Here is a 16,462-nt window from a genome sequence, read left to right on the forward strand (position 1 = left end):
CATGAAACAACTTATACTCTACTGCCGCGCCGGATTTGAAAAAGAATGTGCGGCGGAAATTCAGGACAAAGCAGCTCAGCATGGTGTGTTTGGTTATTGCAAACTCAAAGACAACAGCGCTTTTGTGATTTTTGAAGCTTATGACAGCAACCTGCTGGCGGCTTTTTTCCGTGATTACCCTTTTGAGCAGCTGGTGTTTATCCGTCAGTGGGCGCTGTTAATTGGTGATTTAATTGAACTGCCGGCCGGCGACAGGGTCAGTGCCGTAGTGCAGCAGGCGGTTGATGCTGAAATAACCACCTGTGGTGATATCAGAGTGGAATATCCCGATACCAACGAAGGCAAAGAGTTATCAACGCTGGCACGCAAATTAACGGTGCCGCTGCGTCAAAGCCTGCGTCAGGCCGGTGTGATGTTACCAAAACAACAATCACGGGCGCCTGTACTGCATTTGTTTATGCTGTCGGGCAAAGAAGCCTATCTGGCGCTGTCTTACCCGGAAAACAGCAGTGAGCTGGAAAACGGTATCCGCCGGTTAAAGTTCCCGCACGACGCACCCAGTCGCAGTACTTTAAAGCTTGAAGAAGCCTTTTTGCAGTTTATTCCAAAGGATGAATGGGAAAGCCGTTTAGCCTCAGGCATGAATGCGGTGGATTTAGGCGCTTGCCCTGGTGGCTGGACTTATCAGCTGGTGATCCGCTCCATGATGGTGGTGGCGATAGATAACGGCATGATGGATCAGAAGTTAATGGACACAGGCCAGGTAAAACACTATCAGGTGGATGGTTTTAAATATCAGCCGGAAAAACGCAATGTGTACTGGCTGGTGTGTGACATGATTGAAAAACCACAAAGAGTAGGGCAGCTGATTTGTGACTGGCTGATCAAAGGCTGGTGTCAGGAAAGTATTTTTAACTTAAAACTGCCGATGAAAAAACGCTACGAAACTTTGCAGGAAGTGCTGGGCCAGATGCAAAGCCGTTTTGATGAAGCTGGGTTAAAAGTTCGTTTTCAGGCCAAACATCTGTACCACGACCGCGAAGAAGTTACTGTGCATTTGTGTAAGGTTTAAGTTGACTCAAGTCCTGTTTGGGTAAAGCTGAAACTTTGTTTTAGTCTGAAACAATAAAAAAAGGCCAGCATCAGCTGGCCTTATTTTTTTGTCTAATCCTCTGTCTACACAAGGATTAACAGCGCAATGTTACTTTTGCATATTGTAACTTTGGCCAAAAGTATTACCAAAAAACGACTGTTTTAACCATTGTGGTCTCTGTTCGCTGTTGGCAATTTCTTCGCCAATGGCGTAGTTAATGTCAGCGAATAAAGCGCCGGCATCATAACGGATAGGGCCAAAGTCTTTGGTCAGGCCGGCAATATCGTCCGTTGGTTTGTGATAATGTTTGGCAAAAAACTTACCCCAAATTTCACCGCCTTTTTGCGCTGGATCTTTAGAGGTAAAACCCGTCATTAAAAATACTGAAGGGACACCTTTTTTCACCAGGGTGTAGTGATCTGAGCGGGTGAAAATGGCCTGCTCCGGCATAGGATCGGCGCTTAACTTAATGCCATGTTTGGCGGTCGCACGACCAACCACAGCACCTAAAGTTGAATGATTGGCACCAAAAGCAATCATATCGGCAAATGGATACAACAACACCGGCATATCCAGGTTGACGTTTGCCACCAGCGACTGCATAGGTTTTAGCGGATGATGGGCAAAATAATCGGCGCCCAATAAACCTTTTTCTTCACCTGTTACAGCGACAAACAAAATTGAACGTTTTGGTTTGACCGGCGCCTGACTATATAAACGGGCGGTTTCCAGCAAAATAGCCACACCGGCGGCGTTGTCCATTAAACCATTGTTAATTTTGTCTTTAGAGCGTAAGTCGTTACCAATACCAATATGGTCGGAGTGGGCTGTGACCACCACATATTCGTTTTTCAATGTTGGATCTGAACCTTCCAGCACAGCAGCAACGTTCTGGCTCTGAATGTCCGTGTGGCTGGATTCGCGGCTGAAACTCATTTTGGCATCAAGGGCAAAACCGGTTGGAACTTCTTTTTTCTCCAGTTTGGCAAAAATGCTGTCCAGGCTTTCTTTGGCGCCGTCAAACAAAGGTTTGGCCGCTTCCATATGCAAATAGGCACCAGCTTTTAATTGAGGATAATCACCTTCAGACACCCCTTTATCATTCACCCAACGCACCCGGGCTGAGTTTAAATACATCAGGCTGTTGGCATAAGGGCGGGTTTTTTCTTCTTGTGGTGTGTGCAGCGTAATAATACCAATGGCGCCATGCTCAGCGGCCAGACGCTGTTTCAGCGAGCCTAAGTGTGCTGCTTCTTCACTTGGTAATTTGCTTGGACGACCCGGCAGCATGACCACAACTTTGCCTTTTACATCCAGACCGGCGTAGTCATCAAGACCAAATTCTTTTGACACCATGCCATAACCAACAAACACCAGCTCAGCATCTTTGACTTCTACTTTGCCTTCGTGGCTGCTTGGGCCTGTGAAAAAGTGTTTTGGATAAGGCACAGCCACATTTTTGCCTTTGATGTTAAAGCTCAGGCTGGCGCTGTTATTCACCAGTTTACTTTGTTTCATTGGCACTTTCTGGAAAAAACCGCCGTTGTCGCCGGCCGGCTGTAAACCCAGTTGCTGGAAATTGGTGGCGATATAGTTGCTGGCAATTAAATGGCCTTTACTGCCGGTATCCCGGCCTTCCAGCGCGTCATCGGCCAGAAATTGCATATGGGCGGCGATACGATTGGCGTCAGCGCCCTGAGCTGCGGCTGCAACAGGGCTTGCCGGTACTGGCGGCACTGCCGGTGCTTCGGCACTTGGCGACGTTGCGCTGCAGGCGCTTAATAACAGAATGGATGACAACGTCATCAGGGTTTTCGTTTGCATCTTGTGTTCCTGAAAAAGAGAGTAGGTAAAGCACCTGTAGTTATTATTCTGAGCTGGCAGAACTTAGGGTATAAGGTCGCAGCAGCCTAACACGAAACAATAAAGACCGCCGGAGTGGCGGTCTTTATTGTGCGACGAAAAGTAGAATTTCAGCGTCGGGCTTAAAAAAGCGGTAAGCAAATGTTAACCGGATTTATCACTGTCGCTGTTTAAATCATCGGCCTCGATATAATCAGGCTTTTTGATGGCCAGCACTTTATCAATACGTTTGCCGTCCATATCAATAATTTCCAAAGTCCAGTTGCCCACTTCCACCTTGTCGGCGGTTTGTGGCATTTTGCCAAGCAATAACATAATCATGCCGTTCAGCGTTTGATATCTGTTGCTGTCTTCTTCTGGTAACTTATTGATATTCAGGCAGTCTTTTAAATCGATAACAGGTAATAAACCATCTAACAATAAAGAGCCGTCATCGCGGGTGATCACCATCAAGTCTTCACCGTCATCCGGATTAAATTCACCTGTTAAGGCTTCCATTAAATCCAGCAGGGTTACCAAACCTTTTAAATCACCATATTCGTCGACCACAAACACCATCTGGCTGCCGGTGCTACGGAAATGCTCTAACAGCTCCATACCGGTCAGGCTGTCCGGCACAAAGTTACAAGGCTGAGCCAGGGCTGCTAAATCGGTCAGACTGCCCGATACCGATTGCACCAGCAGCTGTTTGGTCGACACCACACCAATTAAGTCATCGGCATGGCCACGACACACCGGAAAACGCGAGTGCGGCGACTGGGTGAGCAGTTTTAAGTTATCTTCAATCGAATTTTCAATGTCCAGAAATACAATGTCTGAACGCGGCACCATTAATGACGAAATGCTGCGCTCATCAAGCCGGAACACGTTTTTCACCATAGTGTGTTCATTGTGTTCAATGACACCTGAGCTTGAACCTTCCTGCAACATGGCATGAATATCTTCATGGGTGACATTGGATTCCTGGCTTTGGGAAAAACCAAATAACCGCATTAACGCATGGGTTGAGCCTGACAATAACCAGACAAAAGGTTTGGTGAGCAGTGCCAGCAATAACATGGGTTTAGCCATAATGCAGGCAATAGTTTCAGCGCTGATTTGGCCAATACGTTTGGGCACCAGTTCACCCACCACAATAGAAATGTAGGTGACAACAATAACCACCAGCACTGTGGCAAACACACTGCTAAAGGCCACCGGCATGCCGAGTTCCTGCAACCAGATAGCAAAAGGACCGGCCAGAATAGCTTCACCAAAGATACCGTTTAAGATACCAATAGAAGTGATACCAATCTGCACAGTGGATAAAAACTGGGTGGGGTCTTCGGCCAGCTTCAGCGCTATGGCGGCGGAGGATTTTCCGTTATGTGCCAAAGCGGTGAGCCGTGATTTACGGGCTGTCACAATAGCAATTTCAGACATGGCAAAAATGCCGTTTAACAGAATTAAACTAACGAGGATCAGGATTTCCATACAAACCGTAAAGTTGCTGCGAAGCGGCGAGTATAACAAAAAGTTGCGGCAGCACCAGTGTCAGTTATTGGCATTTAAACATCTGTTTTAATTTTGCCGGAAGATTTGGTTGGGGGTCACAATAAAAGGCAGCGGAATATCCCAGGCTTCAACAGGTACTGTTGCCACCTGCTGGCACTGATGGGCAAGGCCTATCAGCACAGGGCTTGCCGCACTTAATCTGTTGCTGTTGCCGGCTGTTGTTGTCTCAAGCTGAGCTAAAGTCCGGTCGTAAAAACCACCGCCCATACCCAGGCGATTGCCCTTGGCATCAAATGCCACCAGTGGTGTGCAAATCACATCAAGTTCAGCCACAGGTTTGATCTCAGCACAATTAAGCACAGGCTCAGGAATTTGAAACTTGTTGAGTTTCATTGGAGTATCTTGCTGATAAGACTGAAAAATAAGATAACCAGGTACAAAAGGATGCAAAATTGGCAGGTATAAATTTTTGCCGGCCTGCCACAAGGCCTGAATAAGAGGTTTGGTATCAAGTTCAGCGTCGTTGCTTAAATACAAGGCAATAGCAGTGGCATTCTTAATTTGTGGCAGTTGTAACATCTGGCCAACCAGCATTTGGGCGGCTTGTTGCTGCTGCTCATTACTTAAGGCGTTTCTGAGTTTACGCACTTGCTGGCGGATAGCCTGACGTTGGCTGTTGATATCGGCAACTGCTGTTAAATCTGTCATCAAAAATTACATCAAAAGTGCTGAACTAAAACGAGTTTTACACAGAAGTAGCAGGGAATACAGTGGTTTTAAAAGGGCTTGAAAGAGAAAGGAAGTGTTCTCCGAATTGCCGTGTCAAACGTTAGCCTCGAACCATAGGTTCAAGGCGGAAGTCAGATCAGCACCGCAGGCTTCCCGGTACGGGCCGGGCTTGCACAATAGTGCTGGAAAAGAATTCCTATGTTAAAACAAGTATCGGCTCGGGGACATCAGTCTAATCACAAACAACCCAGAGAACCCAGACAGTATATCAGCTGCAAACCAGGCCGTAAGCCCTAATCTGCGTTCTTTTTCAGTTCCAGCAACTCATTGCACAAATTTAACGCAATCATCAGCAGTACATCTTCAGCGCCATGTACACCAGGCTGATATTTGGTTTTGCTGACCCGCTGTTCCAGCTCCAGCATGGCATTTTGCAGTTTTTCTTCCTGACCGGCCGGGCAGGCAATTTTCATATGGCGACCCAGCACTGTGACTGTCAGTTGTTTTGGTTTTGGCTTACTGTTTGCGGCTTCTGCTGTTGGTTTTTTTGGGTACATATCAACCTATCTTTCCATCTTGGATGCTGGCTATCTGAAGGCGGCCGACAGGCACTGACTTGGCGCTGCCTGGCGGCGGTGATAGCATAGTGTCAATTTTCATAGTGAATACCGGATTAATATGACTTCTCAACTGCTGCTTAACTACGATCACTGGACCAGTCAACTTGATCAACATTCGGTGATGGCGTCAGCTGCCGAGGTGCAGGGATTGATTGCCGGTATGCTCAGTGCCGGTATTCCGGCGGATGCTGGCACAATTTTACCAGTTCTGTACGACTTCTTAAACGACGGACAAGCGCTGAATACACATTTAAAAGGCTTAATTGAACAATTAATTGCCGAAACCGCAAAACAACTGGCGGAAGAAGACTACAGTCTGCAGTTATTGTTACCCAGTGACGATGACGCTATGGCTGAACGACTGGAAGCCATGATTGAATGGGTGCAGGCTTTTTTAGTGGGTTTTGCCATTCAGCAAACAGATTTGTCCCTGGTGTCCCCGGATGTGCGTGAAGCTATTGATCAGCTGACGGAAGTCACCCGTATTGATATTTATACTGAAGATGATGCCAGCGACGCCGAAAACGAAGAGTCGTATTTCCTGGTGCTGGAGCATATGCGTTTGCTGGTGCTGACTTGTTTTAATGAAGTAGGGCAAAAATTTACAATCAGCGAAGTAGCAGCCAAAACCCTGCACTAATCAGAACCCTGTATTAACAGTGTTATCCGGAGATCCAGTAGTCATGGCATCCTTTCTCAAAACGCCGGTGTTTGACACCGCAGTTTATGCCGGCCGCCGCGCCCGCCTGATGGCAAAATTACCCGACAATTCAGTGTTGTTGGTAAGCTCTGCCACCGAAATTACCCGAAGCCGCGATACCGAATTTGCCTTTCGTCAGGACAGCGATTTTAACTATCTGACAGGTTTTCCTGAACCTGACGCTTTATTAATTCTGCAAAAATCGACAAATGGCGGCATCACCGAATTGCTGTTATGCCGGCCCAAAGACGAGCTGGCGGAAATCTGGCAAGGCCGTCGTTTTGGCCCTGAGCAAGCGGCAAAACACTTTGGGTTGCCAGCGGTCAGTAACGAACAGCTGACACAGGAAGTTCAAAATGCGCTGAATCAAAAAACGACTTTGGTGTATAGCCAGGGTTTGTATACACAGCTTGATGATTTAGTCAGCAGCACTTTAGCCACGTTACGCAAATACCCGAAAAAAGGTTTTCAGGCGCCAAACCAACAGCTGGATTTAAGACCCATGATTGCCGAGCTTCGCTTATTTAAAGACGATGCTGAAATCAGCCTGCTGCAACAAGCCTGCATAATCAGCGCTGATTCGCATAAACAAGCCATGCGCCAGTGTAAAGCCGGCATGTGGGAATATCAGCTGGAAGCTATTATCCGCCATCATTTTGCCATGCAGGGCGCCCGCGAACCCGGCTACAACACTATTGTGGGTGGCGGCGAAAACGGCTGCATTTTGCATTACACCGACAATAACGCACAGCTTCAGGACGGCGATTTAGTGTTGATTGACGCTGGTGGTGAACTGGCCGGTTATACCGCTGATATCACCCGCACTTTCCCGGTCAGTGGCAAATTCAGCGCTGAACAAGCCGCGCTCTATCAGGTGGTGCTGAACGCTCAATATGCCGCCTGTGCTGCGGTAAAACCCGGCAACAGCAGCAAAGACACAGTAGCAGCCGCTATTTTTGAGCTGACCAAAGGCCTGCTGGAGCTGGGTATTTTGCAGGGTGAACTTGATGCACTGATTAAAGAGCAAGCCTGTAAAAAGTATTTTATTCATGGCCTTGGCCACTGGCTTGGCCTGGATGTACATGACGTTGGCGCTTATAAAGTCAACGATGTGGAGCGGCCATTTGAACCTGGTATGGTGCTGACCATTGAACCTGGTCTTTATATTCCAACAGGTTCAGATTGTGACAAAAAATGGTGGGGGCTGGCGGTACGGATTGAAGATGATTTGCTGGTGATCAAAGACGGCCATCTGAATCTGACCCATACTGCGCCTAAAGAAATTGCCGCTATTGAAGCGTTAATGGCCGGCCTGCACTAAACCCTGTGGGGTGCTGCCAAGGCGGTCTGATACAAGGAACTCAGTTGCAAACTGACACATTTGATCTAGTGATTGCCGGTGGTGGCATGACAGGCGCTATGCTCGCTTATGTGCTGCTGAGTCAAAACCCGGCGTTAAAACTGGCTATTGTTGAGCAGCAAGCCGCTTTGCCACAACAACAAGGCCAGGCCACAGCGGCGCCTCAGATCAGTTTTGACAGCCGCAGTATTGCGCTGGCCGCTGCCAGTGTGGAACTGTTGGCCGCCTGGGGGTTGTGGAGTCAGCTCGCGCCATCCGCCTGTGCCATTGAACATATTCAGGTGTCGGATCGGGGGCATTTTGGCAAAGTCTATTTGTCAGCCAGCGAATTTAACCGCCAGAGCCTGGGGCAGGTGATTGAAATTGAATATATTGGCGCGCTGCTGTACCAGAAACTACAGCAGTTTAGTGAGCAGGGCGCACTTTATTGGTTCAGGCCCGATCAAATTCAGCAGCTGCACAAAACCCAAAGTTGTCATCAGTTAGAGCTTTTAAGTGGCCAAAAAATCAGCACAAAGTTATTGCTGCTGTGTGAAGGCGGCGATTCGCCAAGCAGGCAGCTGGCCGGCATCAGCCAGCAGCAACAGCCTTATGGCCAATGTGCGGTCATTGCCAATATTGGTATTCAAAACCCCCATCAGCAGCGTGCTTTTGAACGTTTTACACCCCAAGGGCCACTGGCGTTATTGCCATTAAGCCGGCAGCGTTATTCGCTGGTGTGGACAGTGACACCGGATGAAGCGGCGCGCTTAATGAAACTGAAAGATGCCGATTTTCTCGCTGAGCTGCAAAGTGCTTTTGGGTACAGAGCCGGGGTGTTTCAGACTGTGGGTAGCAGAGTCAGTTATCCACTGACGCTTAAATACAGTACGGATGCCAGCAGCCATCGTTTAATGCTCTGTGGTAACAGTCTGCACAATTTACATCCTATTGCCGGACAGGGCTTTAACCTGGCGCTGCGGGATATAGCGGCGGTAGCGGCATTAATTAAAGATCAGCCAGATCCGGGTTGTTATGCCGTCACTTCGGCTTATCAGCAGCTACGCAGTGCTGATATGCAAAAAGTGATGGGCCTGACCGATGGTTTAGTGCGGCTTTTTTCCAACAGCTCGCGAATTCTGGCTTTGGGCCGCAGCCTGGGTTTAACCGCCTTAATGCAATGCAGCGAATTAAAACAGGCTTTTGCCAACCAGACCATGGGATTTACGCCGCTAAAAGCGCAACAACTCAAAGCGCAGCAAGTGGCAGCTAAAAGTTCATTGTCTCAATCCTCTTCTCAATCATCTGAGCTTAATAAGCAGGGCCCCGGAGGCCAGTCTGATGCAAACATCTGATGTGCTCATAGTGGGCGGCGGCAGTGCCGGTTTAACGCTGGCGCTGTTATTGGCAAGTGGCGATTATAGCCAGCAATTAAAAATTACCTTGCTGGAGCAAGGCCAGGCACCAGAGCCTGCGCCTGCCACTTTATTAAGGGTGAGTGCGCTGAATCTGGCGTCACAGCGTTTGTTAACAGCCCTGGGGGTCTGGCAGGGCCTGACGGCGAACCCGGCTTATCAGCAGATGGAAGTATGGGAAGCCGACAGTTTTGCCCGGATTAACTTTGATGCACAAACTGAAAACCAGCAGGCGTTGGGCTGGATAGTCGACAACCAGCAGCTGTGTCAGCAGTTATATCAGAAGCTGCAACAATATCCGCAGGTACAGTGTTTATTTGGCCGGGCTATCGGCCAAATCAGCACATCAGATGAACAAAGTCTGGTTACCTTAACTGACGGCTCAGTGCTTTTGGCCAAATTGCTGGTGGGGGCAGATGGCGCCGAGTCCAAAGTGCGGCAGAGCCTGCAGTTGCCGCTGACATTCTGGGATTATGACCAGCATGCGCTGGTGGCTGTGGTGAAAACACAGCAGCCGCACGGGCAATGCGCGCGTCAGGTGTTTTTGCCAACCGGCCCTTTGGCCTTGTTGCCGCTGAGCGACCCGCATTTATGCTCTATTGTCTGGAGCACCAACCCACAGCAGGCTGCTGAGTTAATGGCAAAAGAGGATGCTGAATTTAACCAGGCGCTTAGCGCAGCAACTCAGTCTGTGCTTGGCGTTTTACAAGTGCAAAGCCCAAGGCATAAATTTCCGCTGAAAATGCGTTATGCCACCAAGTGGCAACAACAGCAGGTGGTGTTGGTGGCCGACGCTGCCCATACCATACATCCGCTGGCGGGCCAGGGCATGAATTTAGGGCTGATGGACGTTGCCGCATTAGCAGAACTAATCAATCAGCAGATGGCAAAAAATTTGCCCTGGGCAAGCCCAAGGATGCTGCGCCAGTATGAACGCTGGCGAAAAGCTGAGGCACAACAGATGATTGCTGCTATGGAACTGTTTAAACGTGGTTTTTTACTGCAGGATCCAGTGGCGAAACTGGTACGAGCTGTTGGGATGAAAACCACCAATCAACTGCCATTTCTGAAGCGGAAAATCATGGCGGCTGCGCTTGGCAATAGTGGCGATTTGCCGCAGCTGGCAAGGCCTGTACCTGTAGAACTGTAACCTGGTACTGAAGGTATAAGGTATACAATCTTAGCTTCGCATTATTAAATCTAATTAATAAGGGGCTGTTGAGCGCTTGACCCATCGGCTATAATCCGGCGCAACTTTTAGCGATACCCGTAATGATGCTGTGGATATCAGCAAAATTGCCGGGCGCTGGCCAACGCCTTTATCGGCCTTTGGCATGGTGCCAGACAAGCTGTACGCTGCAGAACCATTATTACCCTACACAACAGCCAGAGCATAACTGGCAGAGAGGATGGTACAGATGGCTCAACAAACTGTGTTAATTGGCAAACATCTCGAAGCTGGCGCAAAAGTCGTCGATTTCCACGGCTGGGATATGCCTTTGCATTACGGCTCTCAAATTGAAGAACATCACACTGTGCGCACTGACGCTGGTATGTTCGACGTTTCTCACATGACCATTGTTGATTTAAATGGCACCCGCACCCGCGAATTTTTACGTTATTTACTGGCCAACGACGTTGCCAAATTAACAGTGCCGGGCAAAGCCCTGTACACCGGCATGCTGAACGAAGCCGGTGGTGTGATTGACGATTTAATTGTTTATTTCCTGTCTGAAGATTATTTCCGTTTAGTGGTGAACTCTGCCACCCGCGAAAAAGACCTGGCCTGGATCAACGCCCAAGCCAAAGCTTTTGACGTCAAAGTGACCGAACGTCCTGAATTTGCCATGATTGCAGTGCAGGGCCCGAACGCCAAAGCCAAAGTTGCCACTTTATTAAACGATAGCCAAAAAGCTGCTGTTGCCGGCATGAAACCATTTTTTGGTGTGCAGGCAGGCGAGTTATTTATTGCCACCACAGGTTACACCGGTGAAGACGGTTACGAAATTGCTCTGCCAAACGAGCTGGCCGCTGATTTCTGGCAAAAACTGCTGGACGCCGGGGTAAAACCTGCCGGTTTAGGCGCCCGCGACACTTTGCGTTTAGAAGCAGGCATGAACCTTTATGGTCAGGATATGGACGAAACCGTATCACCACTGGCAGCCAATATGGGCTGGACCATTGCATGGGAGCCGGCGGATCGTAACTTTATCGGCCGTGCAGCCCTTGAGAAACAACGTGCAGAAGGCACCTTTAAACTGGTTGGTTTAGTGATGGAGCAAAAAGGTGTGCTGCGTCATGGCCAGAAAGTAGTGGTTGCAGGTGGTGAAGGCGAAATTACTTCTGGTACCTTCTCACCAACCTTAGGTTATTCCATTGCGATGGCCCGCGTGCCAGCAACTGTTGGTGAAACCGCCGAAGTGGATATCCGTGGTAAATTAGTACCGGTAAAAGTGGTAAAACCTTCTTTTGTCCGTATGGGTAAAAAAGTCATCTAAACTAGCTGTTGCCTTGGCAGGTGGCGCGTTGATACCGTTTTCTGCCAATAAACATAATATTAAATCGCGAATTAAGTCCGAGGAATTAACATGAGCTCTATCCCACAAGAATTAAAATATGCAGCGTCACACGAATGGGTTCGCAGTGAAGGCAACGGCGTTTACACCGTAGGTATCACAGAACACGCGCAAGACCTGCTGGGTGACATGGTGTTTGTTGAATTACCAGAAGTGGGTGACTCTGTTGCTCAGGGCGACGACGTTGCTGTTGCTGAATCTGTAAAAGCAGCTTCTGATATTTACGCGCCAATTTCTGGTGAAATTGTGGCAATCAACGAAGCCCTGAGTGATTCACCGGAAACAGTGAACAGCGCACCATACACCGACGGCTGGATGTTTAAAATTAAAGCATCTGACGAAGCCGAAGTTGCTGCTTTGTTAGATGCTGCAGGTTACGCTGCTGCTATCGCCGAATAAGGCCCGCAAGGGCAACACAAGCCCCGCCGAATAAGCGGGGTTTTGTTTTCCTCCGTCATCAGCAATGATTTTGGAGGGTGAACCCGAAAGGGTAAAAGTTTTTAGCAGTTAAATCAGTAACGGCAAGGCCAAACAGAAATTTAACCCGTAAGGGTAAAGTCTGCAGCGCCAAACCGTTGCCCCAGTTAAGCTTTTTAGGAAATTCCAGGCATGACCACTTCTGTGAAAACCCTGTCGCAACTTGCGAATCAACAAGAATTTATCGCCCGCCATATTGGCCCGAATGCAGCTGAAACCGCTGCGATGCTCAAAGAGCTGGGTGTCAGCAGCATGGAAGAGCTGATTGCTCAGACAGTGCCAGCCGACATTCGCTTAACAACGCCTCTGGCCACGGGTGAAGCGACCACAGAAGCGGACGCGCTGGCTTATTTAAAAGCTGCTGCCAGCAAAAACAAAATGTTTAAGTCTTACATTGGTATGGGTTACCACCCAACCCACACGCCAAACGTTATTTTACGTAACGTGCTGGAAAACCCGGGCTGGTACACAGCTTACACCCCATACCAGCCGGAAATTGCCCAGGGCCGGTTAGAAGCACTGCTGAATTTCCAACAGGTGTCGTTAGATTTAACAGGTATGGAGCTGGCGTCAGCTTCATTACTGGACGAAGCCACGGCCGCTGCAGAAGCTATGGCGCTGGCTAAACGTGTGACTAAAAACAAATCAAACACTTATTTTATTGCTGACGATGTGCACCCACAAACCATAGACGTGGTACGCACCCGTGCTGAAATGTTTGGTTTTGACATTATCGTCGGTAAAGCGGCTGAAGCGACTAACCACGACGTATTTGGTGCTTTAATTCAGTACCCGTCAACCACTGGTGAAGTACGTAACGACGCACAGTTAATTGCTGATTTACAAGCGAAAAAAGCTATTGTTGCAGTAGCAACAGACCCAATGGCACTGCTGTTATTAAAATCGCCAGGTGAATTAGGTGCAGACGTTGTATTAGGTTCTGCCCAGCGTTTTGGTGTACCAATGGCTTTTGGTGGCCCACACTCAGCGTTTTTTGCGACCCGTGACGATTACAAACGTTCTATGCCAGGCCGTATTATTGGTGTGTCAAAAGACCGCCGTGGCAATCAGGCACTGCGGATGGCGATGCAAACCCGCGAGCAGCATATCCGCCGCGAAAAAGCCAACTCCAACATCTGTACTGCACAGGTATTACTGGCCAATATGGCGTCTTTCTACTGTGTGTACCACGGCCCACAAGGATTAAAAAACATTGCAGAACGTATTCACCGCTCTGCCGATGTATTTGCCGCTGGTTTAACTGCCAAAGGCGTAAAACTTTTACACAATACCTGGTTTGACACTGTCACTTTTGCAGTAAGCAACCGCAGCGAAGTAGTAGCCCGTGCTTTAACTGCCGGCATTAACCTGCGCACCGATTTAGCCGACACTTTAAGTGTGAGCTTCCACGAACAAACCTCTGCCGCCGATATTGCCCAGCTGTTTGATGTGGTATTGGGCGCTGGCCACGGTTTAGATGTTGCAGCTTTGGATGCAACCATTGTTGCCAAAGGCTCTAACTCTATTCCTGCTGATTTAGTGCGGACTTCAGCTTATTTAACGCACCCGGTATTTAACCAGTACCACAGCGAAACTGAGATGCTGCGTTATATCAAAAAGCTGGAAAACAAAGACTTAGCATTAAACCACGCGATGATTTCATTAGGCTCTTGCACTATGAAGTTAAACGCTACTGCTGAGATGATCCCGGTAACCTGGCCTGAATTTGCCTCGTTGCACCCATTTGTGCCTAAAGATCAGGCCGAAGGTTATTACCAGATGATTGGTGAGCTGGCCGACTGGCTGGTGAATATCACTGGTTACGACCAAATGTCGATGCAGCCAAACTCTGGTGCTCAGGGTGAATACGCTGGTTTAATTGCCATCCGTAAATACCACGAAAGCCGTGGTGATTCACACCGTAACATCTGTTTAATTCCGGTATCTGCCCACGGTACTAACCCGGCCACAGCGGCTATGGCCAGCTTTGAAGTAGTGCTGGTTGATTGTGACAAGAGCGGCAATATCGACATGGCTGATTTAAAAGCCAAAGCCGAAGCTGTTTCTGACCGTTTAGCCGCCATTATGGTGACTTACCCTTCAACGCACGGTGTGTTTGAAGAGTCGATTCGTGAGCTGTGTGACATTATTCACGCCCACGGCGGCCAGGTGTATATGGACGGCGCCAATATGAACGCCCAGGTTGGCGTAACGTCTCCAGGCTTTATCGGTGCGGACGTATCACACTTAAACCTGCACAAAACTTTCTGTATTCCACACGGCGGTGGCGGCCCGGGCATGGGCCCAATTGGTGTGAAAAAACAGCTGGCTCCGTTCCTGCCTAACCACGCTGTGGTTAAAATTGAAGGCACAGGCGCGAACAACGGTGCAGTTTCTGCCGCACCATTTGGCAGCGCCGGCATTCTGCCAATCAGCTGGATGTACATTAAGATGATGGGCGGCGACGGTTTACGTCAGGCCACTGAAATGGCGATTTTAAACGCCAACTATATGGCCGCTAAACTCGATCCAATGTTCCCTGTGCTGTACAAAGGCAAAAACGGCCGTGTAGCCCACGAATGTATTATCGATATGCGTCCGTTAAAAGAAGCCACTGGCGTGACCGAAATGGACATTGCCAAACGGTTAATGGACTACGGTTTCCACGCGCCGACTATGTCATTCCCGGTGGCCGGCACTTTAATGATTGAGCCAACAGAGTCTGAATCTAAAGTTGAACTGGACAAGTTTATTGAAGCCATGACTTCTATCCGCGCCGAAATTGCCAAGGTAGAAGCAGGGGAGTGGACAGCAGACAACAGCCCGCTGCACTTTGCCCCACACACTATGGCCGATATTTTCGACGCCAACTGGAACCGCGTATACGACCGTCAATACGCCGCCTTCCCGGCACAATACGTAGCCGACAACAAGTTCTGGCCAACAGTGACGCGGATTGATGACGTGTATGGTGACCGGAATTTAATGTGCGCTTGCCCAAGCCCGGAAGATTATCGGTAAGATTGTTAGTTGCCCCGGCGGGATAATTATTTACACCGCCAGGGGCAAATAAACAGCGTTAAGTAAAAAAGCGAACCTAGGTGGTTCGCTTTTTTGTTTTTGTTGATATGGGTTTGGTTATAGGGAAGACCGCTTTGAGCGAATTGCGGACGTTTACGCTCGTAAAGGTGTTAGCAACGCAATAACTAACGCCGCCGTATACCTCTTAAATACTGGTCACAACGCATAACAAAAATACCAAGCGTTGCGAATCACTCTTAAACAGTTTGTTATGCTTTTTGTACTTTTGCACTTTCCGTCGTTTTTAATGCTTCATAAAACAATTGCCAGCACTTAAACATTGAGAACCAAAGTAGTACGCCACTTACCGCAAACATTGTATAAATATCATAACTTGCAAACTGGTGAAAATATTGTATGTCGCCGTAAAACTGTTGGATATAGATAGCTTTCAACAGTGTAATTGCAGTGGAAGTTATAGCTGTATATGTAGCAATATTAACGATTACCTCAAGGATCCACATCTGATTACTCTTAAACATCGGTACATCTAAGTTTGACTCAGGGACAAAAAAGGCATGGCAAACTATGGAAACAACAACAAAAATCAAGCACATTATCATTAAGTATCCAGACTCTAAAAACTCTCGGATATAATGCATTGCCGTATGCTGGTTTGCAGTGAAAAGGAAACAAACAATACCCAAAGCACTTGCTGCCCAAAGAACTCTCTTGTTCACGACTTACTCCCATTGAAACGCTCAACCATTAGAATGTCTTTCTTATCTTTTTCGTTTCCAATGAGGCCGCCAAGAGCTCCTCCAGCAAGTAAACCAGGAACTCCACCTAAAAGACCGATAGCTCCTCCAATTACCATTGAAATAGCAGCATTTTCATTTGATGGTTCGGCTTTTACTTTATTGACAGTATAAAGTTCGCCCTCGAGCGTAAACTTATGACCACCAATTTTGTTTATAAGCTCTCTCTTAGTTAGAGATGTCATTTGAAGGTAAACCTTTTTTCCTTCTTTGTTTGTTACGAATAATCTCAAATTACCTCCGAATTTTATTAAAAAACATAATACCCGCAGCAACCGTGGCTTTGTAGTGGCGCCATGAGCTGAACGAAAAAGTAG

The 16,462-nt window shown here is 48.2% G+C and carries 14 protein-coding genes and 1 other RNA gene; 8 read left to right on the plus strand and 7 right to left on the minus strand.

The window, feature by feature from the left end; genetic code table 11:
- The first annotated feature begins 1 nt into the window (after window position 1).
- Entirely contained in the window at window positions 2-1,072 is a 1,071-nt protein-coding gene (gene rlmM / locus V7P87_RS07920) for a 23S rRNA (cytidine(2498)-2'-O)-methyltransferase RlmM (protein ID WP_296299953.1), read from the plus strand.
- Between the two features lie 129 nt (window positions 1,073-1,201).
- Here rlmM and V7P87_RS07925 read toward each other — a convergent pair whose 3' ends face one another.
- From V7P87_RS07925 to V7P87_RS07945, 5 genes are all read right to left on the minus strand, one after another.
- Window positions 1,202-2,917, minus strand: a complete 1,716-nt coding sequence (locus V7P87_RS07925) for a M28 family metallopeptidase (RefSeq protein ID WP_333796950.1) — start codon at window positions 2,915-2,917, stop codon at window positions 1,202-1,204.
- Window positions 2,918-3,100: 183 nt separating this feature from the next.
- Window positions 3,101-4,429, minus strand: coding sequence for a hemolysin family protein (locus V7P87_RS07930; protein WP_333796951.1), 1,329 nt, complete (start codon window positions 4,427-4,429; stop codon window positions 3,101-3,103).
- Between the two features lie 87 nt (window positions 4,430-4,516).
- Window positions 4,517-5,158 (minus strand): 5-formyltetrahydrofolate cyclo-ligase, encoded by a 642-nt coding sequence (locus V7P87_RS07935; RefSeq protein ID WP_333796952.1) that lies wholly within the window; start codon window positions 5,156-5,158, stop codon window positions 4,517-4,519.
- Between the two features lie 94 nt (window positions 5,159-5,252).
- Window positions 5,253-5,436, minus strand: a non-coding RNA gene (ssrS, locus tag V7P87_RS07940) — 6S RNA.
- Window positions 5,437-5,472: 36 nt separating this feature from the next.
- The gene (locus tag V7P87_RS07945; protein WP_333796953.1) at window positions 5,473-5,736 is read right to left on the minus strand and encodes a cell division protein ZapA; all 264 of its coding nucleotides are present in this window, start codon (window positions 5,734-5,736) and stop codon (window positions 5,473-5,475) included.
- Between the two features lie 121 nt (window positions 5,737-5,857).
- On the opposite strand from V7P87_RS07945, the gene V7P87_RS07950 reads away from it, so the two are divergent.
- The 7 genes from V7P87_RS07950 (at window position 5,858) to gcvP (ending at window position 15,327) form a co-directional block, all read left to right on the plus strand.
- The gene (locus V7P87_RS07950; protein WP_333796954.1) at window positions 5,858-6,439 is read left to right on the plus strand and encodes a UPF0149 family protein; all 582 of its coding nucleotides are present in this window, start codon (window positions 5,858-5,860) and stop codon (window positions 6,437-6,439) included.
- Between the two features lie 43 nt (window positions 6,440-6,482).
- Entirely contained in the window at window positions 6,483-7,820 is a 1,338-nt protein-coding gene (gene pepP, locus V7P87_RS07955) for a Xaa-Pro aminopeptidase (protein WP_333796955.1), read from the plus strand.
- Between the two features lie 44 nt (window positions 7,821-7,864).
- Window positions 7,865-9,193: a 2-octaprenyl-6-methoxyphenyl hydroxylase gene (ubiH, locus tag V7P87_RS07960; protein ID WP_333796956.1), complete on the plus strand. Its 1,329-nt coding sequence runs from the start codon at window positions 7,865-7,867 to the stop codon at window positions 9,191-9,193.
- Complete coding sequence (locus V7P87_RS07965; protein WP_333796957.1) at window positions 9,180-10,403, plus strand: FAD-dependent monooxygenase; 1,224 nt, start codon at window positions 9,180-9,182, stop codon at window positions 10,401-10,403. The genes ubiH and V7P87_RS07965 overlap by 14 nt, the downstream gene beginning before the upstream one ends.
- A 268-nt stretch (window positions 10,404-10,671) precedes the next feature.
- On the plus strand, window positions 10,672-11,751 hold the full coding sequence (gene gcvT, locus V7P87_RS07970; protein WP_333796958.1) for a glycine cleavage system aminomethyltransferase GcvT: 1,080 nt from the start codon (window positions 10,672-10,674) through the stop codon (window positions 11,749-11,751).
- Window positions 11,752-11,841: 90 nt separating this feature from the next.
- Window positions 11,842-12,228, plus strand: coding sequence for a glycine cleavage system protein GcvH (gcvH, locus tag V7P87_RS07975; RefSeq protein ID WP_296299970.1), 387 nt, complete (start codon window positions 11,842-11,844; stop codon window positions 12,226-12,228).
- 210 nt (window positions 12,229-12,438) lie between these two features.
- Window positions 12,439-15,327 (plus strand): aminomethyl-transferring glycine dehydrogenase, encoded by a 2,889-nt coding sequence (gene gcvP / locus V7P87_RS07980; protein WP_333796959.1) that lies wholly within the window; start codon window positions 12,439-12,441, stop codon window positions 15,325-15,327.
- 269 nt (window positions 15,328-15,596) lie between these two features.
- Here the strand turns inward: gcvP and V7P87_RS07985 are convergent, their stop codons facing one another.
- The gene (locus tag V7P87_RS07985; protein ID WP_333796960.1) at window positions 15,597-16,067 is read right to left on the minus strand and encodes a hypothetical protein; all 471 of its coding nucleotides are present in this window, start codon (window positions 16,065-16,067) and stop codon (window positions 15,597-15,599) included.
- Complete coding sequence (locus V7P87_RS07990) at window positions 16,064-16,378, minus strand: hypothetical protein (RefSeq protein WP_333796961.1); 315 nt, start codon at window positions 16,376-16,378, stop codon at window positions 16,064-16,066. The genes V7P87_RS07985 and V7P87_RS07990 overlap by 4 nt, the downstream gene beginning before the upstream one ends.
- Between the last annotated feature and the right edge of the window lie 84 nt (window positions 16,379-16,462).

The sequence above is a fragment of the Rheinheimera sp. genome (assembly GCF_036782235.1).
GTDB lineage: Bacteria > Pseudomonadota > Gammaproteobacteria > Enterobacterales > Alteromonadaceae > Pararheinheimera.